This window comes from Paenibacillus shenyangensis (assembly GCF_000346635.1).
GTDB classification, from domain to species: domain Bacteria; phylum Bacillota; class Bacilli; order Paenibacillales; family Paenibacillaceae; genus Saccharibacillus; species Saccharibacillus dauci.
In genome coordinates, this window is sequence record NZ_AOIG01000019.1 from 142,718 (window position 1) to 166,522 (window position 23,805).

At 49.7% G+C, this 23,805-nt stretch carries 21 protein-coding genes; 6 read left to right on the forward strand and 15 right to left on the reverse strand.

The genetic code is table 11. The features are described 5' to 3' along the window. Window positions 1–31 precede the first annotated feature (31 nt). The 4 genes from H065_RS0116455 to H065_RS0116470 form a co-directional block, all read right to left on the reverse strand. Window positions 32–1,255 carry an ABC transporter permease gene (locus H065_RS0116455; RefSeq protein WP_017814184.1) on the reverse strand — a complete coding sequence of 408 codons (1,224 nt, stop codon included), beginning with the start codon at window positions 1,253–1,255 and terminating at the stop codon, window positions 32–34. After that, window positions 1,248–2,012, reverse strand: coding sequence for an ABC transporter ATP-binding protein (locus tag H065_RS0116460; protein ID WP_026136293.1), 765 nt, complete (start codon window positions 2,010–2,012; stop codon window positions 1,248–1,250). The genes H065_RS0116455 and H065_RS0116460 overlap by 8 nt, the downstream gene beginning before the upstream one ends. Before the next feature lie 11 nt (window positions 2,013–2,023). After that, on the reverse strand, window positions 2,024–3,448 hold the full coding sequence (locus tag H065_RS0116465) for a DEAD/DEAH box helicase (protein WP_017814186.1): 1,425 nt from the start codon (window positions 3,446–3,448) through the stop codon (window positions 2,024–2,026). A gap of 140 nt (window positions 3,449–3,588) precedes the next feature. Beyond that, a complete protein-coding gene (locus tag H065_RS0116470; RefSeq protein WP_017814187.1) occupies window positions 3,589–4,365 on the reverse strand; it encodes an SDR family NAD(P)-dependent oxidoreductase in 777 nt (258 codons plus the stop codon). 249 nt (window positions 4,366–4,614) lie between these two features. Between H065_RS0116470 and H065_RS0116475 the strand changes: the two genes are divergently transcribed. Both H065_RS0116475 and H065_RS0116480 read left to right on the forward strand, forming a co-directional pair. Beyond that, a complete protein-coding gene (locus H065_RS0116475) occupies window positions 4,615–5,946 on the forward strand; it encodes an FxLYD domain-containing protein (RefSeq protein ID WP_017814188.1) in 1,332 nt (443 codons plus the stop codon). Beyond that, window positions 5,939–7,063: a S1C family serine protease gene (locus H065_RS0116480; RefSeq protein ID WP_017814189.1), complete on the forward strand. Its 1,125-nt coding sequence runs from the start codon at window positions 5,939–5,941 to the stop codon at window positions 7,061–7,063. Before H065_RS0116475 ends, H065_RS0116480 begins: the two co-directional genes overlap by 8 nt. A gap of 140 nt (window positions 7,064–7,203) precedes the next feature. Here the strand turns inward: H065_RS0116480 and H065_RS0116485 are convergent, their stop codons facing one another. Continuing rightward, entirely contained in the window at window positions 7,204–7,659 is a 456-nt protein-coding gene (locus H065_RS0116485; RefSeq protein ID WP_017814190.1) for a chemotaxis protein CheX, read from the reverse strand. 420 nt (window positions 7,660–8,079) lie between these two features. Between H065_RS0116485 and H065_RS0116490 the strand changes: the two genes are divergently transcribed. Together H065_RS0116490 and H065_RS0116495 are read left to right on the forward strand one after the other, a co-directional pair. Then, complete coding sequence (locus H065_RS0116490) at window positions 8,080–8,982, forward strand: LysR family transcriptional regulator (RefSeq protein ID WP_017814191.1); 903 nt, start codon at window positions 8,080–8,082, stop codon at window positions 8,980–8,982. 24 nt (window positions 8,983–9,006) lie between these two features. Continuing rightward, complete coding sequence (locus H065_RS0116495) at window positions 9,007–9,816, forward strand: histidinol-phosphatase (RefSeq protein WP_017814192.1); 810 nt, start codon at window positions 9,007–9,009, stop codon at window positions 9,814–9,816. Window positions 9,817–10,018: 202 nt separating this feature from the next. Here the strand turns inward: H065_RS0116495 and H065_RS0116500 are convergent, their stop codons facing one another. The 9 genes from H065_RS0116500 to H065_RS0116540 all read right to left on the reverse strand — a co-directional run bounded on the left by H065_RS0116500 (window position 10,019) and on the right by H065_RS0116540 (window position 18,621). Continuing rightward, window positions 10,019–10,951: a DMT family transporter gene (locus H065_RS0116500; protein ID WP_017814193.1), complete on the reverse strand. Its 933-nt coding sequence runs from the start codon at window positions 10,949–10,951 to the stop codon at window positions 10,019–10,021. Next, window positions 10,948–11,592: a GNAT family N-acetyltransferase gene (locus tag H065_RS0116505; protein ID WP_017814194.1), complete on the reverse strand. Its 645-nt coding sequence runs from the start codon at window positions 11,590–11,592 to the stop codon at window positions 10,948–10,950. The genes H065_RS0116500 and H065_RS0116505 overlap by 4 nt, the downstream gene beginning before the upstream one ends. Before the next feature lie 20 nt (window positions 11,593–11,612). After that, on the reverse strand, window positions 11,613–12,353 hold the full coding sequence (locus H065_RS0116510; protein WP_017814195.1) for a metallophosphoesterase family protein: 741 nt from the start codon (window positions 12,351–12,353) through the stop codon (window positions 11,613–11,615). Window positions 12,354–12,378: 25 nt separating this feature from the next. Beyond that, complete coding sequence (locus H065_RS26135; protein WP_026136294.1) at window positions 12,379–13,380, reverse strand: metallophosphoesterase; 1,002 nt, start codon at window positions 13,378–13,380, stop codon at window positions 12,379–12,381. A gap of 55 nt (window positions 13,381–13,435) precedes the next feature. After that, the gene (locus tag H065_RS0116520) at window positions 13,436–14,224 is read right to left on the reverse strand and encodes a DUF3891 family protein (protein ID WP_017814197.1); all 789 of its coding nucleotides are present in this window, start codon (window positions 14,222–14,224) and stop codon (window positions 13,436–13,438) included. Between the two features lie 56 nt (window positions 14,225–14,280). Then, a complete protein-coding gene (locus H065_RS0116525) occupies window positions 14,281–15,078 on the reverse strand; it encodes an AAC(3) family N-acetyltransferase (RefSeq protein ID WP_017814198.1) in 798 nt (265 codons plus the stop codon). A gap of 113 nt (window positions 15,079–15,191) precedes the next feature. Next, window positions 15,192–15,980, reverse strand: coding sequence for a succinate dehydrogenase iron-sulfur subunit (sdhB, locus tag H065_RS0116530; RefSeq protein WP_017814199.1), 789 nt, complete (start codon window positions 15,978–15,980; stop codon window positions 15,192–15,194). A gap of 101 nt (window positions 15,981–16,081) precedes the next feature. Next, a complete protein-coding gene (gene sdhA, locus H065_RS0116535; protein ID WP_017814200.1) occupies window positions 16,082–17,824 on the reverse strand; it encodes a succinate dehydrogenase flavoprotein subunit in 1,743 nt (580 codons plus the stop codon). Window positions 17,825–17,952: 128 nt separating this feature from the next. Next, complete coding sequence (locus tag H065_RS0116540) at window positions 17,953–18,621, reverse strand: succinate dehydrogenase cytochrome b558 subunit (RefSeq protein WP_017814201.1); 669 nt, start codon at window positions 18,619–18,621, stop codon at window positions 17,953–17,955. Window positions 18,622–18,953: 332 nt separating this feature from the next. Here H065_RS0116540 and H065_RS0116545 point away from each other — a divergent pair, with 332 nt between their 5' ends. After that, window positions 18,954–19,922: a LysR family transcriptional regulator gene (locus tag H065_RS0116545; protein WP_017814202.1), complete on the forward strand. Its 969-nt coding sequence runs from the start codon at window positions 18,954–18,956 to the stop codon at window positions 19,920–19,922. A gap of 129 nt (window positions 19,923–20,051) precedes the next feature. Here H065_RS0116545 and H065_RS0116550 read toward each other — a convergent pair whose 3' ends face one another. Further along, a complete protein-coding gene (locus H065_RS0116550) occupies window positions 20,052–21,398 on the reverse strand; it encodes a TrkH family potassium uptake protein (RefSeq protein ID WP_051058739.1) in 1,347 nt (448 codons plus the stop codon). A 309-nt stretch (window positions 21,399–21,707) separates the two neighbouring features. Here H065_RS0116550 and H065_RS26140 point away from each other — a divergent pair, with 309 nt between their 5' ends. Then, the gene (locus tag H065_RS26140; protein WP_017814204.1) at window positions 21,708–23,759 is read left to right on the forward strand and encodes a CPBP family intramembrane glutamic endopeptidase; all 2,052 of its coding nucleotides are present in this window, start codon (window positions 21,708–21,710) and stop codon (window positions 23,757–23,759) included. Window positions 23,760–23,805: the final 46 nt, after the last annotated feature.

A 23,805-nucleotide genomic window follows, 5' to 3' on the forward strand; every position in this document is an offset into this window, starting at 1 on the left:
CAAAGATTAATAATTAATTAACTTGTCTTGTTTACAGCTCATCACCTGCGGCCAGATCACGTAGCCATTTGCGATTGAGTGAACTGCGATACAACCAGACCATGACCAGACCCGCAGCCAGTGTCCAGACAATCCGTACCGGGTCGCCGGCAGTTGCCAGCGGAATCCAGATCAGGATAGCGATCAGCAGCTGTACCTGTGTGATCAGACCGACGGTCTCCAGTCGCTGCGATGTTGGCGGCAGCGGATAAATGGACAGCCATAATGTATCGGTATGCTGCTTGCGCAGACTGGTCATCTGCATACCTGCCAGCAGAATAAACAGCAGATAGACAGCGACGCCGAACCATGACTCCCGTGTCAGTAGAACCAGCAGCATCCCGAAGAGCACGAACCGGATCAGTGTAGGCAGCAGTTCACTGCGTACCAGTGTTTTGGAGACGAGGAAGCGGAAAGCCCACTCCTGTTTCCAGGGCACCCGATTACCGGCAAAGGACAGCCAGCGACGGTGGTTGATCTTCCGTTCTCCGGTGGGCACATCCACAAACCAGCCCAGCATGCGCATAACCGCTGTCGCATGATTTTTCTCGGCAGCAATCAGGCGTTCCCAGGGAACCTGTGCCTTGCCCGGCATGCGCAGCAGACCATAATAAATGGCAGCGCCAACGATTAGCACTAGGGTACCTGTCCATAGTGGCAGCCACAGATAGGCAGCCAGCAGTCCAATAACAGCTACGTATCGGAGCAGCCGATAAATAACACGGACAGCATCACCATTGATACGCAGTTCCTGCCAGCTGCCATAATTACTTACTATTTTGAGTAGCAGCAGCAATACAAGCGTCAGCAGCAGAGGCTTGGGATCGGCAGCAGCCCGGATATAGAACGGCCAGGCAATCAGCGTCACCAGCAGTAGCCAGATGTACTTGCCGATTACTGCGCCACGCCAGCCAGGAGCAAAATATTCACGCATCCGTTTCTCCATCGGCAGCATAAACACGACATCAGCCGGACGCATATACGTTCGAACCGTACCATATACCGTCAGTGGAGTCAGCAGAATCAGCATGATCCAGTAGACCGGCAGACCCGGCGGCAGCTTTTGCAGAAACGTCGTGTACCAGGCGGCAAAAGCAATGAGCAGAAACAGGGTTACAACCGCCAGACCGCTCTGTATCACATACTGTGTATACGGGAGTATTTTGGACCAGAAATCAGCTCTGCGCTTCTGGCGTAATCGCAGCAGATCATTCATCGCTGACCGTCCATTTGGAGTCCTGAACCAGATCGTAGAAAATCTGCTCCAGCGGTACTCCCTGCTGACCCGTCTGCTCACGGATCTGTTCCAGTGTGCCCTGGACGATAACGCGTCCTTTGTGCAGCACGATAAATCGGTCACAATAATTCTCGATTGTCGACAGGATATGAGAGCTCAGCAGAATGGAAGAACCATTTTGCTTCGTTTCCACCATAAAGTCCAGCAGGGAACGAATACCAAGCGGATCCAGTCCCAGAAATGGCTCATCGATAATGTACAAAGGTGGTGCCGCTACAAAAGCGCACATGATCATAACCTTTTGCTTCATCCCTTTGGACAGATGCATCGACAGACTGTCTTCCTTGTCTCCCATATTGAACAGCTGAATCAGCCGGCGGGAGCGTTGCTCGTAATCTTCGGTACTGACATTATAGGCACGGGCAGTGAACTCCAGATGCTCGCGTACCGTCATCTCTTCATATAGCTGCGGCGATTCCGGTACAAAAGCCAGCGAAGCCCGGTACTGCTGGGTATCTGCTGCCAGTGTTGAACCCTGGATCTTCACCTCTCCACCTTGCGGTGTCATTAGTCCGAGGATATGCTTCATTGTTGTACTCTTGCCTGCACCATTCAGGCCGATCAATCCGATCATCTCACCACGGCCAACTTCAAAGCTGATATCGTGCAGGACAGGCTTGCCATGACTGTAACCGCCGGTCAGGCGGTCAACGTTAAGTACAGATACCTGTTCCATCATTTATAACCTCACTTTTCATCCTGGGAAGCTTCACGTTTGGCTTTTAGCCATTTTGGTGCTCCCTTGCTTTTTTGGTCGGCTTTTCTTGTTTTGGTTCTGCCATCTTTTTTGGACGCTGCACCATTTCGGCCAGCTGCAGGTTTGCTGCCGGAGACAGGTTTGGCTTTGTTTTCCGATGGCGTTGTACGTACTGGCTGTACAGCTGTCGGCTCTACAGCTTCATTCGGCTGTCCAGCCGGAGCCGTTTTCGCCGGGCGGGATGCTGCCGGCTTGCGTGCCGGACGTTTGACTTCATCGGTGCTAAGTACATGACCTGCTTCGAGCACCTGCTCCTGGAGATCAATATTCAGCGTCTCGGCAAATTTGCGCATAATAAAACGTTCGCGATCGGTGACAATCGAAGCGGATACGCCTTTTTTGCCCATACGGCCTGTACGTCCACTGCGGTGTACATAGAACTCGGCGTCAAATGCCGGGTCCAGGCTCACTACCAGATTCAGGTCTTCAATATCCAGTCCACGTGCAGCTACATCGGTTGCCACAAGTACCTGAATCTTGCCGGAGCGGAACTGGGACAGTACGGTGCTGCGGGTAACTTTGTCTGCATCGCCGTAAATTGCGCGTACTTTGAAGCCCAGATAATCCAGCTTGGACTCGATTTCGGCGATCAATTCTGTTGTATTTACGAATACGATCGAACGGGGGGCCTTGTAATGACGCAGTACCCGGCGCAGCGTATCGATCTTGTTGCGCTCTTCGGTTACAAAATACACATGTTCAATCGCAGATGCAGTATGGCGTTCCGGCTCAATACCAACAACAGCCGGGTCCTGCATATCCCGCTGAGCAACACTGCGAATCTGATCATTAACGGTTGCGGACAGGAAGACGAGTTGACGATCACGACGTGCGCTTTTGATAATACGCTGCACATCGGCGCCGCCGCCCAGACCGAGTACCTGATCGACTTCATCGACGACAATCACGTTCACTTCATGCATTTTCAGCTTGCGCATATTGATCAGTTCGTTGATACGTCCTGGTGTACCTACCGCAATATGCGGATGACGTTTCAGTTTCTCGACCTGACGCTTGATTGCTGCGCCTCCGATCAGTCCCAGCGTCGTAATGCCGCATTCCTCGCCGTAACGTTCGCTTTCGCGGACGATCTGCATCGCCAGCTCCTGCGTAGGCGCCAGAATCATAGCCTGCATCTGTTTGCGCTGCGGATCAATCTTCTGCAGAATCGGCAGCAGATAAGCGAGCGTCTTGCCGCTGCCTGTCTGGGACTGGGCGATAATATCCCGGCCTGCCAGCATCAGCGGAATGGTCTCCTCCTGTACCGGAGAAGGCGTTGTAATACCATAACGAGTCAGTGCATCGTTAAATACTTCTTCAATGCCGAGCTCGAGAAAATTCAATTTTGATTCCATGGGTTTCATCCTTTATCGTTCAAGTTAAAGTGTATGCAAATCAACGGACACAGCCAGAATCCTTACAGAGCACCATACCTTATCATTATATCAGCATTTGGTGCAAATCCGCACGGCAATATGCATTTCCTGATCGCGCGTTATTTGCGGTCAAAAAAGCGGTACGTCAGCCGGTCGACAAGCCGCGGACCAAGCGCATACAGCCGCAGGCCAAAAGCGGCAATCCCCGGCAAATCCGATTCTTCTTTCTTTTTGCGCATTACGCGCACAATTTCCCGGCATACCCGTCCGGGCGGCAACATAAATCCACTCACATTGCGTACATATTCACCGGAAGGATCTGCCCGGTCAAAAAAGGCCGTACTGATCGGTCCCGGATTAATAGAAGATACGGTAATCCCCGTACCGCGCAGCTCCTGGCGAAGCGAGTTGGTGAAGCCGAGCACGGCATGCTTGGTCGCCGTATAGGCTGTCGATTTGGCAGTCGCAAATTTGCCGGCCAGCGAAGCCACATTGACGATCTGTCCACTGCCCGCCTCCAGCATATGGGGCAGTACCGCCTTGGTGCAGCGGACAATTCCCATATAATTCACATCCATCATCTCGCTGTATTCCTCCAACTCCATCTCCTGGATACTTTTGAACTGACCATAGCCTGCATTATTGAGCAATATATCAATCCGGCCATACTTGTCCATGATCTGCCGAACCACCTGCTCGATCTCTTCGGCATTCTGCACATCCATACGCATCACCTCGTGCGGTCCGTTAAGTCCGCGCGACAGCTGAACCAGCTTGTCCTCGGAGCGCGCAGTCAGTATCGGAATAGCTCCCTGCTCCAGCAGCAGTGGCGCTACTCCTGCGCCCAATCCACTGGATGCGCCTGTTATCAATATCACTTTATTTTCCAGATTCATACCGTTCCCTCCAGTCTCTTCTATTCTAAGAGATTCATCATCAGATATCCAGCAGACAGCACCAGGGCTGGGCTGCAGAGAACACTCTTGACTCTTGCACTTTTTATCTACTGGAATATTCATACCCATTAGAGGAATTTTTCACCTGATTATCCAGTAAGCTTATGCTATATTGAAATGGATAGCTTAGCCTCTGTACAAACCATAAAAATAACTGACAGATAGGCAACAATTCACAAGGGGGATATTATGATACACTGCCATGTTTGTGGTGCACCACAGCAGGAAGATGCAGTTTTCTGCAGCCGCTGCGGTGCCCGACTCGCTGCGGAGACAGAAAGAGATCATACCGATGCGGATCAGCCTGCTGCAGCTGCGCCAGACGCACTCGATCTGTTGCTGCAAAAAAACACCATACCGGATTCAAAGGATACCGCGGAACCGGCTCCAGTCGTCGCAGAAGACACACCGACCGCAGCGAATACCGGGAATCTGCTTCCACCCCGACGTTATTCCCGTCATCCGATGATGTGGATCACGCCCATTCTGCTGCTGATTATTATAAGTGCCATGCTATGGTGGGCCTATCAGCATGAGCTGAAGCAGAATCAGCAGGCGATCCAGCTGCAGCAGCAAGCCCAAAAGCTGGCGCTGCAGGGCAAATACAAAGAAGCTGCAAATACGATGACCCAGGCGCATGATCTGCGGCCGGATGAGACTTCATTTGTCACCGATCTGAATCTGATCCAAAAGGCAGACCGGCTCCATACCAAGCTGACTGCTGTCTCCGGACGATTGAAGAACAATCAGCTGGACAGCGCCGACCATTCTCTTGGCATTCTGGAAAAGGAACTATCAGGACGGACAGAGCCTCTATTCCAGGCAGAGCGAAAACTAGCCGAACAGAATCGGAATCAGTTATCGATTCTTACGATCAAAAAAGAACTAAACAACCTCAATGACGTCGAATCGCTTGCCTACAAGCTGGACGAAGTAGACCGGCTGGACAGCAAAGATGCCAAAGAAGTACATGATCTGATCATCAACAAAATCGTGCTGCTTACGCTTAAACAGGCTGAAGAGCTAATCCAGGGTAGCAGTTTTGATGAAGCTGCCCAGATCGTACAAACGGCGATCCAGTATACCGGCTCCCAGGAAAAACTCAAAGATATGCAGACCCGGATTCGTTCAGAACAGCAAGCCTTCGAAAAAGCCGAACAGGAGCGTATCCGCGCTGCCCAACAAATGGCCGAAGCCGAAGATCTCAAAAACCGCACTGAAGGCGTACAGGTCAGTCAGGTCACCACCAACGTTACCGAGTATGGCGATCTGGAGACGACCGGCATTGTGGAAAATACAGCCACACAGCCGATCTATGGCATTACGATTCATTATTCCCTGTATGATGCGAGCGGCGCGTATCTCTCCTCTTCTACGACATCCACAGATCCTTATTATCTGGAGCCGGGAGAGAGTGCTTCCTTCAGCGCCTATGACTACGGGTACGGCTGGTATGATCAGGTACAGGTACAGCTCGATCAGGTAACCTGGTATCTGGATGAAGGAGGCTCCGATGAATAAAGGATGGATGATCAGTATCGTATCCAGTGTAATCATTATTGGCGCCGGTCTGGGTGGCTATACCTATATCAACCGGACTGTACCGGCACAACTAACAACCAAACCGCTGCTGGCGGTCACTTCATCATCAGCAGCATCCAAACCGAATTCACTCAAAACAATCATTCATGAAGCACAAAAAAAGGTAGTCATGATCCGGCAGGAAGATGGCATTCTCGGTTCAGGCTTTCTGTATAATACATCCGGTGATGTGATTACCAATGCGCATGTCGTTGCCGGTACCAAAAAGGTAGAGATCAAAACTGCAGATGCCCGGACGCTGGATGGTACCGTTATCGGCATTGGCACGGACACCGATATTGCTGTCGTAAGAGTTCCAGAGCTGGCAGATACCAAGCCGCTATCGCTGGCTCCTTCTTCCAAAGCCGATGTAGGCGATGATGTGCTCGCTTTGGGCAGCCCGCTTGGATTTCAAAATACGGTAACAACCGGTATTATTAGCGGCGTCAATCGCAATCTGACTATCGATCCGTACATCTACCGAAATCTGTATCAGATCTCTGCACCGATCGCACCCGGAAACAGCGGCGGACCTCTGATCGATGCTTCCACCGGCGAAGTGATCGGTATTAATTCGGCCGCTGCCACAGAATCGAATTCGATCGGCTTCAGTATTCCGGTCTCCGAAATACGGGATATGGTTACTGAGTGGTCGGCACATCCTGTACAGAATCTGCCGGAGACCGCATCCACGGATACCGGCGCTGACGAAGAACAGCTGTCACTCACCGATGAAGGGGAATATCTGGTGAGCTACTTTTATGACAGTCTGAATGCCCGTGACTATGTTACAGCCTATTCCCTGCTGGGCAGCCGCTGGCAGGGCAAGCTCGCTTATGCGAAGTTCCGTGAAGGCTATCTCAATACCGGTACAGTCACTGTCGATCGTATTTCTTCCGAGCGTAGTGGTGATCAGGCGATCGTATCGATCCGGATTACTGCTGAAGAACGCAAGGATACAGGCACCGTCTATACCTCCTATCAAATCAATTACACCGCCGGATACGAGAATAATGTACTGAAGATCCTCAGCGGCAAAGCCGAGAAAGTCAAATAACTCCCCTTCTGTACTGGAGAGTCCGACCGTCTATATGAATATCTATCCTGCTCACTTGTACAATCCTCATTAAAGAATATACAGACACAAAAAAAACGATGTCATAATGACATCGTTTTTTTGCTTTGCCTTATCGTGGATCAGGATACCATAACCTGAATATCCAGTTCGCCAATACCTTCCATGATCAATGGAATAGTCAATGCTTTGGCTGACGTAAAAGTGATTGCACTGGTTTTCATTACTTTTGGAGGCGTAATATCTACGGTTACACCCTGGTTGGACAAAATAGTACTTGCGTTACCGCTGATCATATTGCCGAGTTCGGAAATAGCACTTTGGCCCATCTCGTCCATCTCTGTCATTACAAATCCGCCCATCATCGCCGAAACCATCCGCAAAGCTACACTTTCATGAATACCAAAGATAATATCGCCGCTCATTTGCCCGGTCATGCCGATCTGGATCCAGATATGATTGTCTGCCATCTCAATATCCTTGATACCCAAACTTCCGGTAGAAGGGGCTACCTGAACCACCTGTCCGATAACCAACCTTGCTGCTTCCAAAAATGGATTAATAACTTCCGCCTTCATACTTTAATACTCCCCTCTACTTATGGGTTACTATTTTAAATGAAACTTATGACCTATGAATTGTAATGTTATTATAACTTATAACCTAGGACAATTCATCCAGAAACATTGAAACATTTCAAATTTAATTAAAATTGTTTTGAAAACAAGGCTTTCATCGATGCTGCAATGTCGAATACTAGGTACAAAGAATGGTGTGTTTGTTATTTTATAGGTCCAATCGACTGCCTTTTTATTATTATCGGATAGTAAGAGGGTTTTATGTAGATTAGAATGAGCTCAATAAATCGGTTTGGGATAATTATTTCGTATATTTTACAAAAGTAATGAACATTCACTCACGAATGGGTGTTCTATCGCATTGCCGCTTTTTCGGGAATCACCTATAATTTAATAATAGGTGTACATAAGGAGGAACTCATGAATATCAGTCAATTGGAGACATTATTGACCATTTCGCGGACGATGAGCTTCCGTAAGGCAGGTGAATTGCTCAATCTGACACAGCCTGCGGTCTCCGCTCAAATCAAAAGCCTCGAAGATGAATTCAAGACCCTGCTCGTCAACCGCAATCAGCCGGTTACGCTTACGGATCAGGGTACCGTATTTCTAGAGCATGCCGAACAGATTCTGGCTATTGTAGAACAGCTCAAGCAGCGGCTGTCCGATCTGGATGAGACTCCTCAGGGACGCATTTTGCTGGGGACCACTACATCGATCGCTATTCAGATTCTGCCGCGGGTATTATCCTATTTTCAGAATCAGTTCCCGCTGATCAAGACCATGATTCATTCGATGTCTTCCTCGCAGGTCTATCATAGTGTAGAAAACGGGATTGTGGATGTCGGCATCGGTTATCTGATCGAGCGCAATCCGAATCTGGAGACGTCCATCCTCTATTATGATATGTTCGAGCTGGTCGTCTCTCCCCAGCATTCCCTGGCACGTACCCGCAAGGCCACGATCCACGACCTGGAGAATCTTCCCCTGATTATGCTGTCTCCGGACACCGTAGGCAGACGCTTTGTCGATGATGTATTCAAAACGCACCAGATTGAGCCACAGGTTATCATGGAGCTGTCCAGCAGTGAGGAAGTGAAGCGAATGGTCGAGATCGATCTTGGCGCAGCGATCATTTCCAGACAGTCCATTACGAGTGAACTGAAGCACGGAACGCTCGTTATGATTCCGATGCCCGAGTTTGAAGTCAGTCATCCGGTCGGCCTGATCTACAAATCCGGTCGTTATCTCAATTCGGCAATGCGCCAGTTCCTCAATGATCTAAAAGGAATGCCGGAGGATCATTTTACGAGTCCGGAATAAATTAGCCAAAGGAGCGGTTGATAGATGAGATTTGACTTGCACACCCACCATTACCGCTGCGGTCACGCAGTCGGTGATATTCGTGATTATATCGAGGCTGCGATTGCCGCAGACCTTCAGGTGATCGGAATTTCCGACCATACACCGTATTTTGGTTCCAAAGAGGAACAGCCCTTCCCCAATACAACAATGGGCAAGAGCGAACTGAAAAATTATGTACAGGAAGTACTGGATCTGCAAAAAGAATACGCCGGTAAAATCGATGTACTGCTTGGCATCGAATCGGATTATTTCCCTGACCATGCTCAGCTGTATCAGCAGACACTGTCCCAGTACCCTTTTGACTATATTATTGGCTCTGTGCATTTCAGCGATGGATACAGCATTTTTGACCGTACCCGCTGGGAAGGCATGGATACGGCAGCCCAGGTAGCTGCCAAAACGGAATATTTCCGTCTGATCGGCGAATCGGCCAAAAGCGGCATGTTCCAGATTCTCGGTCATATTGATGCAATGAAGAGTAATTATCCCGCTTTTACAGAGATTCAGGCTCCACAGGCACTGGACCAGATGCTGCAGACGATCGCTGAATCCGGGGTTGCTATCGAGGTAAATACATCCGGCAAGATCAAAGTATGCGGACTATGGCATCCTGTAGACGATATTCTGGAACGTGCCCATCATTTTGGTGTGGAGGTTTCTTTTGGTTCGGATTCCCATATTGCCCAGCGCGTTGGAGACGATCTGGATCTGGTCGCACAGAAGCTGCGCGATATCGGCTACACCGAATGGGTCTATTACAAACAAAAACAGCGTCAGGCTGTTGCCCTGTAACCAACCAAATAGCCATCATAAGCAAAAAAAAGAGGACCTGCGCTAGGCAGGTCCTTTTACATGTATCAAAAAGGGGGTCTTGTCATTCATCATACAGTCAGCTTGTTAGAATCGGATTGCAGCTGTATTGCAGTTAAATGACAAATCGGTAACTTTCCCGTGTCTGTACCGCTTATTTACAATGTGCATATCTGTATTATGTCTACGATGCTGCCACTTTGCGCTGACGGTTCACCAGCAGGATACTTGCAGCAACAAGGCTCAATGCTACGAGCGCCCACAGGGAAATATGCTCACCCAACCATACTGACGACAGAACGACGCCAAATAACGGCGTAAGGAACAGATACATAGATACTTTGCCCACTTCATTGTATTTCATGACCATGTTCCAGAGGGCGAACGCTCCAGCAGAGACAATAGCCAGATACAGCAGCATGCCCACCCCTACCAGATCCCATTCAAAAGGAATCGGATTACCCGAGGCACAACCAAGCACCAGCAGCCCCAGACCGCCCCAGAACATCTGACGGCCAGTCAGACTGATTACCGGCTCTACAGCAGCCTCACGGCGTGCCAGCACATTACCTACACCTCCGGACAGCGCAGACAGCAACATCAGCAGTTCAGCCAGTCCGAAGACCAGCCGAAGTTCATTGCCCTGCGCCATGCCCATCACCGTAATACCGGAGAATCCAAGCAGCAGGCCTATCCATTTGCGAGCAGACAGCTTTTCTGTTCGTTCCATCCAGCGTACGGCCAGCAATTGGAACAGAGAGGTTGAGCCGGCAATAATAGACATCGTAATACCCGAGCCCAGACCCAGTGCAGCATAGACCAGAATATACTGCAGTAGTGTCTGCAGCAGGGCCAGCATGCTCAATCGTCCAGCTGGTATCTTGGGTATTTTCTGTCCACGCGGCTTGAGCATATAAGACAGCAGGATCAGCAGCAGCCCAGCCAGCGCAAACCGGTATCCGGCGAACAGCCACTGGGCAAACAGATCGTGGGAACCAATGCCCAGATGCTGATAACTAAGCTTGATAAAAGGCAGTGCACTTCCCCACAGAATGACAGCAATCAGCGAACTGACGAGTACACCGACCGGACTGGTAAACCAGCGTTCACCGCTCATGAAGAAACGGAACCGCCAAGATCATCGCGCACCTGCGAATGCATGGCAGCCCGTTCCTTGCGCAGCATGAATTCGCTGTTGGCTACCGAATACACGATAATGCCCATCTCCTGCCAGTAGCTTTTGATACCCAGATTGGCGGGTGGCTGCTGACGCATCCCGTTTTTTTCCAGTACCCGTATCGACAGCTGATTTTTCACATGACAGCGGCCTACAATATGAGACAGTCCCATTTCTTCAAATCCGAATGTCACCAGGCGACCTACCGCTTCCGTTGCATAACCTTTGCCCCAGAAGGGCTGGGACAGGGCAAATCCAATCTCGGCTCGGGCTGCATGTTCATCCCATCGCTGAAAAGAACATACGCCATACATTGTACCGTCTTCTTTGGAAGTGACTGCAAAATGAATCGATGTCATGCTGCGAAAAGCTTCCTCTACTCTTCGGCCCAGACGATCCGGCTGCAGTGCCTGATATTCCTTGATCTGGGGCGAACCGTACAGATACGTAATCACTTGCGGATCACTGGCATATTCCCACCAGCGCTCAATATCATCTGCAGTCAGACGACGCAGAATCAGTCGGTCTGTATCCAGCTCGGGGATTCCTTTTTTCAATTCCTCTTTACTAAGCATCGCCATTGCTTGTTTCCTCCCTGAGCTCAGGTCTGCAGTCCCCGGTACACGCCGGTGCGCAGCTCCTTGATATAATAATCCAATGCAGGAATCCCTGCTGCCCTCGCATCCGCTACTGCCTGTTCAATATCGTATGGCACACGGGCGAATTGCAGATAATAAGGCGATTTCTCGTCAGACAGATAATCTCCTTCCAGAATAGCATAAGATGCCTCCGGCAGGTCGAGCGGATTACCTACACTCCCTGTATTAAATAACATTCGGCCTTCCAGATACTGCAAATATGCATTATGGATATCTCCATAACCTACGATATCCGGCACTCGCGGTGTAGAGGTCTCTTCACCGGGTACAGGAGCAAACATCGCCAAACGCTGTTCCAGCGAATCCCACGGCTGCACACGCTGGAATACACTTTCCGGCGATGCATGTACGAGTGAGACCAACCGACCGCTCAGCATAAAATCATGCCGAAGCGGTAGTGAATCCAGATAATCAAGACGCTCCGTACCCAGACGCTGCGCATGCCAGCCAAACAGCTCGTCATCTCCGCTCATCCTTACAATCAGTTCTTCCCAGTTGCCGCGAATTACGACTTCGCAGCGCTCTCGTACACTGTCGGTAATACGGACAGTATCCGGTCCTTTGCCGACAAGATCTCCCAGACAAAAAATACGCCGGATTCCGCGGCGTTCGATATCCTCCAGCACCGCCTGCCAGGCAGGATAGTTGCCATGAATATCAGATACAAGTGCAATGCGTTCCATCGTTTTCCTCCATTTCCGGCGCTGCTTATTCCGGCTTTCTTTTCAGGGTAAAAATGGTCAATTCCGGACGGCACATAAAACGGACCGGCAGCTGGGACATGCCGATCCCCCTGTTTACATACAGCGGCAGCTGCCGTGTCGGTCCGGCCTGATACCAGCCCATAATATATTTGCGTGATCCTCTTGGTGTAATAACCGCTCCGAACATTGGCAGCCGAATCTGGCCGCCATGACTGTGCCCGGACAGCTGCAGATGAAAATTCAGCTCTGCCGGTATACGGTCGGCATAGTCGGGTTCATGCATCAGCAGAATCCGGCAGGCTTCTGCGGGTATGCCTGCTGCTCCTTTATGTATATCCGGATTGCCAAGCAGCTGATCATCCAGCCCGGCAATCGCCAGTACGCCATCTTCCCGGCGAATCTGATGATGATCATTCATCAGCAATCGGAATCCGCCCTGCTCCATCATACGCGATACAGCGAGTGCATCCTGCAGATAGTCATGATTGCCAAGCACTGCATATTGTCCGAGTGGAGCCTTCATCCGCCGGAGCGCTCCGATACCGGGCTGCAGGACAGATGAATCGTCATCGACCATATCACCGGTAAAACAAATCATATCCGGTTGTTCCGCCATAATGATATCGGCCAGTTTTTCCAGATCCTTGGCATGATTGCCCAGTCCAAGATGCATATCGCTAAATTGTACCAGCTTCATCCCATTCAGACTGGGTGGCAACTGTGGCAGTTCCAGATCGATATATACTTTTTCCAGCCAATTGGGTTCACCAAGCCATGTATAGCCAGCTCCACCTGCGCCCAGTGCTGCCAGCGCAGCGGCGCTTCCTTTGAGAAATTGTCTGCGTGTCATTGAATATAGACCAGGCTTGATCAGAGAACGAACTCTCCTACGGCCTGCTGCATTTAGTGTGTATAGATCATTCAGGCGAGGCCCCTCCTTCTCCGCTTGGCTGTCTTCAGCTCTATTCATTACAGACAGACCTGCCAGATGCTCAGGTCTGTCCATCCATAATGATTATTGTGCCGAATCCTGCAGCCTTCGTCAAATTCGGGATTACCAGTCACTGCAATTCATTTGCCTGCGCCGCCTGGAACGTAATCGTGAGCTGCTGCTCTTCCGCTGCTTCATAAGCTTCCGCCAATCCGGACTGCTGAATCTTCTCTTTGGATACTTCACGATAGATCAGCTGCACCTCGACCGGCTCGCGAAAAGGAAACGGACTCAGCGTAATCATACCCGGCTCTGTCCATTCCGGCATGATGGTCTGATGATTCGTAACATCGAGCTTTTTGCCGACCGCAAATCCGTCTTTCCACCAGTCCTGTTCCTCGCTCTTGTTAACTCCAGGGTCATTGAGACAGGCATACAGTGACAGATCATCGCACAGCTCCAGCACGGAGCGGTGATAAGCCAGCTCGTCATCCGCCGGAGACAGCTGCTCACGGATACGTTCCTGACGTTCTTTTTCCTCCTGCAGGAAAGCCTGGCAAAATGGATCTTCCTCGCCATAGTGGCTCACCAGCGCCGTATAATGCAGGCTTGCCAGCAATGCGCCATACGCGCTCATTTCTTCCAGCTGGCTAATGCCATACCGATAAAAGACCAGCTTGGCCGGTTCCGGGAAATTCATAAATGTAAATGGTTTTTCCTCCGCGTCATTCCATACCGGAATCTGATCCAGCGGAATCCATCCTCGATCATGCTGTTCACAGCCCAAAAGGACCTCATCCCAGCGCTTCGTATCCCGTGTTGGACCTGAATCCATATGTCGTGAGAATTCTCCGGATAATCGTGCATGATCATGTTGCCGGATCATAATAAAAGAGTGTTCGCGTTCTCGGCATATCATAGCCATAACCCCTCTCTACCTGCATTATGTAAAAGATTTATATCTAATATATATCCTTAACGATGCGTTTCCAACCAGCCTGCTGCGTAATCGACCAGTCCGCGCTGGGATAACAGACGTGCATTGGCACTGCCTATTTTTCCCTGTTTCCATAGATGGGGACAATCCGCTTCAAAGTCACTGCCAATCCGGTCAAAATCATCCGAATCAAAATTGAGATCCTTGAAGCTGATCCACTGTTTACCCGATTTTGTCATGACCGGTGCATTCATCTCGATCTCCTTTTTACCATGCCAGTCGGCCATGAATTCGGCGAGATGGATAGAGGTGTTCGTCAAATAATCGGTACCCAGCATCAGTACATGACCATCTGCATCATACAGCTTCTGCAGCGGCGAAGCACTGCCCAGTCCATAGTCCAGACTATGATCTTTCATCCATTCCTGAGCATGACGTCCATAGGCAGCAAAAGAGACGTGGGGATGATTGCTGCGGATGACGCCTTTTTGCTTGCGAAAAGTTTCTACGATTACGCCCATTCCCGAAGTGACGGTAAAGTCAGGATCGTAGGCAGGTGTACTCTCGCAAATCAAATCCCACCACTTGGGATCGGCAGGCGGGTATTTCCAGAGCTTCGGATGGGTAAGCTGTGAAGTCTGTGTAGGCACCATCAATGTACCTTCCTCTCCAAGCACTTGCTCCAGCGCCAGAATAACGGTCTCTGCCGCGCCGGGAATCCATCCTCCAATACTTTTCAGGGACGAGTGCAGCAAAATATTCATACCTTGCGTTACGCCCAGTGTCCGGAATTCGGCGACTAACTGATCAAAACTAATCGGTCTTTCACTAATCATGTATATTCCTCCGCTAATCATATGTATAAAAAAGCGGGCTTCGCGTTATACGCGTCACCCGCTTGTTCGGAGCAGAATGCTGCTGCTCCTATAATGCTGCTGGCTGCTGCTTATTATACACTCAACCAGCGCTTGAACATACGTTTGTTGGTTTCTTTGTTCAGATCGGCAATCGAAGTCGTGAGCGGAATTCCTTTTGGACAGGAACGCACACAGTTCTGTGAGTTACCGCAGGCTTCGATACCGCCTTCACCCATAATAGCATCCAGACGCTCTTCAGCGTTCATTTCACCTGTTGGATGTGCATTGAACAGACGAACCTGGGACAACGGCGCAGGACCCATGAATTCGGTTTTGTCATTCACATTCGGGCAGGCTTCCAGGCAGACGCCACAGGTCATGCATTTGGACAATTCATAAGCCCACTGGCGTTTGTTCTCTGCCATGCGTGGACCCGGACCCAGATCATACGTGCCGTCGATCGGAATCCATGCTTTGACCTTTTTCAGAGCACCGAACATACGGCTGCGGTCGATAACCAGGTCACGAACAACCGGGAATGTTTTCATCGGCGCGATCGTGATCGGCTGCTCGAGCTTATCAACCAGTGAGGAGCAGGCCTGGCGCGGCTTGCCATTGATGACCATGGAACATGCGCCACAGACTTCTTCCAGACAGTTGGATTCCCAGCATACTGGTGCGGTATCCTTGCCTCCACTGTTAACCGGATTACGCTGAATCTCCATCAGCGCACTGATTACGTTCATGCCGGGACGGTATGGTAATTCGAACTCTTCCGCATAGGATGGGCCATCCGGCTTGTCCTGACGGGTAATCACGAATTTCACTTTGCGGCCTGTTTGCTGTGTGGTTTGATTCTCAGTTGAAACTGCTTCCGCCATGGGTAATGCCCCCTTCTATCATTCACATTAATCTGAGTGTTCATTCGATATACTCACGACATGTCAATTGCATTCAAGCGACAGTTCCATAAGAGCTTAACTTAGCTCTTGGAATAGTCACGTACACGAGGAGGGATCAGGGACACATCGACTTCTTCATACGAAATCTGCGGTCCATCCGGTGTCCAGGTGGCTTTGGTTGTTTTGAGGAAGTCTTCATCGTTACGTACCGGGAAATCAGGCTTGTAGTGGGCTCCACGGCTCTCGTCACGCAGCAGCGCGCCAAGGGTCATCGCTTCGGCCAGCTCCAGCATGTTCCACAGCTGACGGGTAAAGGCTACTCCCTGGTTCGTCCAACGGGAAGAGTCATTCACGTCAATATTGCCGTAACGTTGTTTGAGTTCCTTAATCTTATTTATCGTCGCCTGCAGCTTATCATTGTAGCGTACAACCGTCATATTATCAGTCATCCACTCGCCAAGTTCCTTGTGGATCACATAAGCATTTTCGTTACCATTCATGCCAAGCAGACGCTCGTATTTCTCTTCATGATGCTTGCGTGCCTGATCATACAGACTCGTTGGCAGATCAGCAGAAGATTTTTTGAGGCCTTTTACATATTCGACCGCTTTTGGTCCGGCTACCATACCGCCATAGATGGCAGACAGCAGAGAGTTGGCGCCCAGACGGTTGGCACCATGATACTGGTACTCACACTCGCCGGCAGCGAACAATCCCGGAATATTGGTCATCTGGTTGTAATCGACCCACATGCCGCCCATGGAATAATGGACTGCCGGGAAGATCTTCATCGGAATCTTGCGTGGATCATCGCCCATGAATTTCTCATAGATTTCGATGATTCCGCCGAGCTTCACATCCAGTTCTTTTGGATCTTTGTGGGACAGATCCAGGTAGACCATGTTCTCGCCATTGACGCCCAGCTTCTGATTGACACAGACATCGAAGATTTCGCGGGTTGCGATATCACGAGGCACCAGGTTACCGTAGGAAGGATATTTCTCTTCCAGGAAGTACCATGGCTTGCCGTCTTTGTATGTCCAGATCCGTCCGCCTTCACCACGAGCCGATTCGGACATCAGACGCAGCTTGTCGTCGCCGGGAATCGCTGTCGGGTGAATCTGGATAAACTCACCGTTGGCATAATGTACACCCTGTTGATATACAGCGCTTGCTGCAGTACCCGTGTTAATAACCGAGTTGGTCGTTTTGCCGAAGATAATACCGGGACCACCACTCGCCAGAATAACCGCATCTGCACCAAACGTAACAATTTCCATGGAGCGCAGATTTTGTGCAGCGATACCGCGGCATACGCCTTCGTCATCCAGTACTGCATTCAGGAATTCCCAGTTCTCATACTTGGTTACGAGGCCAGCTGTCTCCCAGCGGCGCGCCTGCTCATCCAGTGCGTACAGCAGCTGCTGACCGGTCGTTGCACCGGCAAAGGCGGTACGGTGATGCTTGGTGCCTCCGAAACGGCGGAAATCCAGCAAACCTTCAGGTGTACGGTTGAACATAACGCCCATACGGTCCATGAGGTGAATGATACCAGGTGCAGCATCACACATCGCTTTGACCGGAGGCTGATTGGCGAGGAAGTCACCACCATATACGCTGTCATCAAAATGCAGCCATGGTGAGTCGCCTTCCCCTTTGGTATTAACCGCACCGTTGATACCGCCCTGCGCACATACGGAGTGCGAGCGCTTTACCGGTACGAGTGAAAATAAATGAACGTGAACGCCTGCTTCTGCCGCTTTGACGGTGGCCATCAGACCGGCCAGACCGCCGCCCACGATGATGATATTGGATGTTGCCATAAGAAATTACCCTCCCCTTTAACCTGCTTGCCCCTTAACGACTGTGAATACGGTTTGCTGTCTAACCTGACAGTCCTGTTGAATACTGGTTAGGATAGGACGAACCTATGACACAGCGGCAGGGTCATTTATGCGATAAAATGACGAATGCTTTGAAATGCAACGGTTGGGTCTTGGAAATCCATATTACGGAATGCTACCAGAGACAGAACGAACATAATCGATACGATCACAAACAGCGCCATACAGATGTATGAAGATACGCGCTGCGATCTTGGGCCTACTGTGATTCCCCATGTAACGAGGAATGACCAGAGACCATTGGCAAAGTGGAACGAAGCCGCTATCACACCAATCGTATACAGTACGAATGTAGCCGGGTTGGTGACGATATTATGCATGATGCCGCCTAGCTGCTCATGCGTCACATTGCCAAATGCAACCTGGAAGCGAGTGTCATATACGTGCCATGCGATGTAGATAAAAGTAATTACACCGGTTACACGCTGGAGCGTATAGCGCCAGTTGCGCTCATTTCCAAAATGAGCATTGTTCGGCTTGGCCTGGTATGCGATATACAGACCGTAGATGCCATGATAGAGCAGTGGAAGAAAAATAAAGAAGGTCTCCAGAACAAGTACAAGTGGAAGACCGTTCAGAAATTTCACTCCGGCATCAAAAGATTCCTTTCCTCCTTCGTAGGCGGAAAAGTTAGTGATCAAATGCTCCAGAAAAAATAAACCGAGCGGAATGACCCCGAGCAGTGAATGCAGCCTTCTGGCGTAAAAGCCTTTCATGAATGACGTTCCCCTTTCCTAATAAGAGCGTTTTCATATCGACAGGCATATTAAAATGCCGCCTAGACCCGGATGGACAGGCAAGTATCGGACCTCTATCCATCCTTGCTAGGAAGTTCCCCATCTTCCGTAGCTTTACAGCTTGTTCACGACTATAAATAAGGAGTCGTATCATGCAATATCTTTCTTCCGTAAAAAGATATTCACATAACGTTCGTATGTGAACAAGTTGTGTCGCTTTTTATGTTACTCTAATTTGGCTTATAATGGAATTGCAATATAATTATTAAATGTTATAACTTTTTTGCATAAGAGAGGAGATTATTTCCCAGATGATAGAAGATTTAGATGTTTTTGCTGTCGTTGTCGAGCAATCCAGTCTGAATCAGGCCTCGAGGCTACTGAATTTGTCACAGCCTGCACTCTCCCGCAAAATAGCCAAACTGGAAGAACAGCTGGGTGTCGCTCTGTTTAACCGCAACGGCAAACGGCTGGAGCTGACCGCTATCGGCCGGCTCACCTACACATACGCTCTGGAACAGCGCCAGCAGCAGCTGCGTTTCCTCCAGAGCCTGAACCGCTACAAGTCTGAAGATCAGACAACTGTTACGTTTGGAGCCAGCTTGACTACACTGCAGACCACCATGCCGCCGCTGGTGCGCAGCTTTACAGAGAAGCATCCATACGCGGAGGTCAAGCTGATTACAGGCAAGACGCATGAGATTGTCAATGACATTCGTGACAAACGGGCTGATATCGGTATTGTCGCTTCGTCTATCCATGAGTCGGGATTGGTCTGCGCACCGCTCTTTGACGACCATCTGGAATTGGTATTACCCAAAAATCATGCCCTTGCTGACAAAAAGCAGCCCGATATGCAGGATCTGCAGGGGCTGCCAATGATTATGTTCTCCAAGGGTACGTGGTACCGCAAATTGATTGATGATGTCTTTCACCGCTATATGGTGATGCCTGATCTGCGTATGGAGATCGATTCTTTTGAAGCGATTGTACGGCTGCTGCCGATCTGTATGGCAGCGGCACTGCTGCCCCGCTCCTATATTGGTGAACAGCTGCTATCCAGCAATGAACTGGTCTCACTGCATATTCCCGAGCTGGAGCAGACTCGCCGGACAACCTGCCTTATTTATAATGAAGCGGCCGAGCTGGGATCTGCTGCCCGCCAGTGGATTGCCGATACTACTGCCCGGTTTGATGATTCCTCGCGTATGATCAAGGACGCGAATATCCGTGTGGCTGATACGGCGCCCCGGCTGGAAAATGAAGAATGGTCGCCCTAAGATGACTTTCCTTTATAAAAGATCTATCGTTCATCAAAAAATCCCGGCAGATCAGGAGCATTACTGCTGCTCCGATCCTGCCGGGTACTCACTATAGAACCTATGTCTAGTCTGCTATGCAGTCTGTCATCAACCAATCATAATCTTGCCTTCGGCATACCGGAAAGGCTCTTTCTCCTGCTTCGGTGCCAGTGCATACGCCAGAGTAATCAGTCCCACACGTCCGGCGAACATTAATAGACAGATCAGCAACTTGCCTACTACCGTCAGATGCGGTGTCAGTCCGAGCGACAGACCTACCGTACCAAACGCAGAAGTAGCTTCGAATAAAACAGTCAGGAAATCGGTTGATTCTGTCATACTGAGAATCATCGTTGCCGTTATAACCAGCACCAGTGCAAAAATAACAATAGTGAGCGCTTTGAAGATACGTTCCTGTCCCAGCCGGAAACGGAACAATACAACATCCTTACGACCACGCAGCATGGCAAGTACGGCACCAAACATCAATAGGATGGTTGTCGTTTTGACACCGCCTGCTGTAGACCCTGGCGAGCCCCCGATAAACATGAATATAATGGTCAACATTAATGTTGCTTGCCGCAGCTGAGTCAGATCAATCGTATTGGCTCCAGCTGTACGAGTCGTAGTCGAATGGAACAAGGATGCCCAGAACTTACCTCCCCAGCTTAATTTGCCGAGCGTACCCGGATTGGTAAATTCAAACAGGAAAACAAGCACAAATCCGGCTGTCAGCAAAATACCGGTCATCAGCAGAACCGATTTGGTATGCAGGGACAGTCTGCGATTTTTGCGGAATTCAATCAGATCGGATAAAACGACAAATCCAAGGCCACCAAGCACAATCAGCAGAATAGCCACCAGATTCATAATCGGATCATCTACATATCCGGTCAGACTTCTATATCCACCAAACAGATCAAACCCGGCATTGTTAAACAGCGATACAGCATGAAAAATCCCAAAAAAGACAGCCTGACCAGGCGGATGATCCATCATCAGACGCAGGCTGAACACGATCGCGCCTGCCAGCTCAATAGCAAAGGAATAATAAAGCACTTTTTTGATCAGGCGTACGATGCCTTCCATATCGCCCTGATTCATGGACTCCTGCAGAATCAGGCGCTCCCGCAGTGATATTCTCCGGCGGAAGACCAGGGCGATCAGTGTCGCCATCGTCATGAATCCAAGACCTCCGATCTGGATCAGGCACATAATGACCGTCTGACCAAAGGTGGTGAAAAATGTCCCTGTGTCTACGACAACCAGTCCTGTTACACAGGTAGCCGATGTAGCGGTAAAGAACGCATTGAGAAAACTCATCCCTACTCCGCTCTGATGCGACTCGGGCAGCATTAACAAAGTGGTGCCGAGCAAAATAATGATGGCATATCCCAGCGCCAGTATACGCGGCGGCGTCCATACTCTCGTATTTCCTTTTAACTTCAAACTCATCTTCACCTTATGTACACCTCTGTTTGTCATGTTATTAAGTAATCGGTACAGGCAGCTGCAGCAATATCTATTTAAATATGAAGCTTTATTCCCCTGTCCTTTCGTTTCTGTATCTTTAAACCAGATGCCTATTGATTATAATCCCTGTTTTATCGTATCACAAAGCTATTTTGCAATAGTTTACAGATTACGCTAAACTTGCATTATCTGCGCCTTTTGTCACGTAACACCCGAATCCTTTCTTTGATCCAATACGTATGGGCTGGTAGTTGAACGGACAAATTACATGATCGCACCAAGGAGGACATTATGAACCCAACAGGTAGGCCTGTGCAGCTCAAACCCAATTACAAGATACTAAGTATTCTGGCAGTAATCGCTCTGGTTATCTTTTTATTTACCCAGGTGATTCCGCTGACCGCTTCGGAGACGCTCGAAGTGGACCAGACCAATGTAATCAGTCAGGACAAGGCAATAGCCAGTGCCGATGCATTCAAAAATAATCTGCCACTGACGCCCGAAATGATCAGTAAGCTGCACTCCCCCAAAGCCAGCTATCATACCGATTCTGAGCTGAGCGGCTATGTAGCCAAGGAAAAATTAAGCCAGCAGTACAGCAAACAACTGGAAAAGCTCGCTCCCTATGATATATTCCGTGTACATTACAAAGCAGGCGGCTACCTCTCTTCCGTAGACATCGATGTACATATGAATACCGGAAAAGTAGTCGCTTTTATGATCAAGACCGATTCGAATACACCGATGGATAACAGCAATCCATTGTCACCCAAACCGTCTTCCATTAATGAAGGCAATATGACACTGACACAAAAGGTCGAACAGGCCCGCCCTCTGTTGAAAACAATGGGCTATGATCCTGCTTCACTAGAGCTTCAGACCGATGGAGAATTTGGACTTGATTATACACTGCGTGATGGCGGCAAGCTCGGTGAAGCCCAGCTGCATCTCAAATTTACTTTTGAAGAAGGCGAACTGCGTTCGTTCCAGCCGGTACTGACACCGCCTGCTTCCTACACCCAGTATATTGAAAAGCAGACTTCACTCGCCTACTGGCTGACCTTTGCCGGTTATGGACTATTCACACTGGTACTCGGTGTGCTGGCAATTGTGTTCGCTTCATTGAAACGCAAGCATACTTCCTTCAAAAGAGGAATTGTGCTGTCCCTGATCTACTGTGCGGTATCGGTAATCAGCGTTGTGAATATGTGGCCTTATTTTGAAGCCAGCTTTGGTAGTCAAGATTATGGTGTATTCATGACATTGTTCCTCGTAGGCCTGCAGCTGATGCTGAACGTATTGATGGCTGTGCTGCTCTACTTCTCCCTGGTCGGCGGCGATGGCCTCTGGCGGGAACGCGGCATGAATATGTGGCCGCGCTCCAAAGAGGTAGGCTATGGCAAGTACGTACTGCATAGTGCAGCACTCGGTTATCTATTCGCTATTATTTTGCTGGGCGTGCAATCGATCATCTATCTGGTACTGGAAAATGCACTTGGTGTATTCTCGTCCAGTGATGATTCCAGCTCTCCTTATAATATGGCGATACCTGCGCTGCTGCCACTGCTCGCCTGGATGGCCGGCATTGGCGAAGAGGGCGTATACCGACTATTCGGAATCGGTATGCTAAAAAAACTGCTGCGTAATACCTTTGCCGCTTCGGTGATTACATCGATCATCTGGGCGCTCGGTCATACGCTGTATCCGATCTATCCGGTCTATTCCCGTCCGGTGGAATTATTGATTATCGGACTGCTGTTCAGTCTGGTCTTCCTGCGCTACGGCTTTATCGCTGTCGTATTCGCTCACGTGATGTTCGATACGATTCTGATGTCATTCAGTCTGATGACTGTCGGCGGAGCAGGCAATATTGCGCTAGGTATTTTCTATATTATTATGCCGGGTATTATTGCGTACATTATCTACCTGTTCACTCGCAACAAAGGCGTAGACAACGCGTATCCACCGTATACGCCACCGCAGCCGGGAATGCCGGTCTATACACCAACAGGGCAGCCGGATCTCGGACAGCCGCCGCATTCCTATTACAATCCTGGTGCGCCAACGCATCATGGACAGGGACTGCCGACTGATCCGAGTCGATTCCATCAGTATCAGGAACCACAGGCTCCTGCTGCACCGGTACAGCCACCTGTCCATAACGGTGAAGGTGAACATCCACAACATCCGGATCATTCGCAAACTGTTAATCTTACCAAGCAGGAAGACACTTCTTCTGCATCATCAACCGAGCCGGTGAAGCCAGACATGGAACACCAGCAAGGATCTGTAGACCCACTGACACCACCTGACGATGATACAGACAAATCATCGAAATCATAAACACAAAAAAGAAGAGTAGCCGCTATAAACTGTACCCTTTGTAAAG

Coding starts and splice junctions, on each gene's coding strand:
- H065_RS0116455 (WP_017814184.1), bottom strand. CDS start 1,255: ATGAATGATCTGCTGCGATTACGCCAGAAGCGCAGAGCTGATTTCTGG.
- H065_RS0116460 (WP_026136293.1), bottom strand. CDS start 2,012: ATGGAACAGGTATCTGTACTTAACGTTGACCGCCTGACCGGCGGTTAC.
- H065_RS0116465 (WP_017814186.1), bottom strand. CDS start 3,448: ATGGAATCAAAATTGAATTTTCTCGAGCTCGGCATTGAAGAAGTATTT.
- H065_RS0116470 (WP_017814187.1), bottom strand. CDS start 4,365: ATGAATCTGGAAAATAAAGTGATATTGATAACAGGCGCATCCAGTGGA.
- H065_RS0116475 (WP_017814188.1), top strand. CDS start 4,615: ATGATACACTGCCATGTTTGTGGTGCACCACAGCAGGAAGATGCAGTT.
- H065_RS0116480 (WP_017814189.1), top strand. CDS start 5,939: ATGAATAAAGGATGGATGATCAGTATCGTATCCAGTGTAATCATTATT.
- H065_RS0116485 (WP_017814190.1), bottom strand. CDS start 7,659: ATGAAGGCGGAAGTTATTAATCCATTTTTGGAAGCAGCAAGGTTGGTT.
- H065_RS0116490 (WP_017814191.1), top strand. CDS start 8,080: ATGAATATCAGTCAATTGGAGACATTATTGACCATTTCGCGGACGATG.
- H065_RS0116495 (WP_017814192.1), top strand. CDS start 9,007: ATGAGATTTGACTTGCACACCCACCATTACCGCTGCGGTCACGCAGTC.
- H065_RS0116500 (WP_017814193.1), bottom strand. CDS start 10,951: ATGAGCGGTGAACGCTGGTTTACCAGTCCGGTCGGTGTACTCGTCAGT.
- H065_RS0116505 (WP_017814194.1), bottom strand. CDS start 11,592: ATGGCGATGCTTAGTAAAGAGGAATTGAAAAAAGGAATCCCCGAGCTG.
- H065_RS0116510 (WP_017814195.1), bottom strand. CDS start 12,353: ATGGAACGCATTGCACTTGTATCTGATATTCATGGCAACTATCCTGCC.
- H065_RS26135 (WP_026136294.1), bottom strand. CDS start 13,380: ATGGACAGACCTGAGCATCTGGCAGGTCTGTCTGTAATGAATAGAGCT.
- H065_RS0116520 (WP_017814197.1), bottom strand. CDS start 14,224: ATGATATGCCGAGAACGCGAACACTCTTTTATTATGATCCGGCAACAT.
- H065_RS0116525 (WP_017814198.1), bottom strand. CDS start 15,078: ATGATTAGTGAAAGACCGATTAGTTTTGATCAGTTAGTCGCCGAATTC.
- sdhB (WP_017814199.1), bottom strand. CDS start 15,980: ATGGCGGAAGCAGTTTCAACTGAGAATCAAACCACACAGCAAACAGGC.
- sdhA (WP_017814200.1), bottom strand. CDS start 17,824: ATGGCAACATCCAATATCATCATCGTGGGCGGCGGTCTGGCCGGTCTG.
- H065_RS0116540 (WP_017814201.1), bottom strand. CDS start 18,621: ATGAAAGGCTTTTACGCCAGAAGGCTGCATTCACTGCTCGGGGTCATT.
- H065_RS0116545 (WP_017814202.1), top strand. CDS start 18,954: ATGATAGAAGATTTAGATGTTTTTGCTGTCGTTGTCGAGCAATCCAGT.
- H065_RS0116550 (WP_051058739.1), bottom strand. CDS start 21,398: ATGAGTTTGAAGTTAAAAGGAAATACGAGAGTATGGACGCCGCCGCGT.
- H065_RS26140 (WP_017814204.1), top strand. CDS start 21,708: ATGAACCCAACAGGTAGGCCTGTGCAGCTCAAACCCAATTACAAGATA.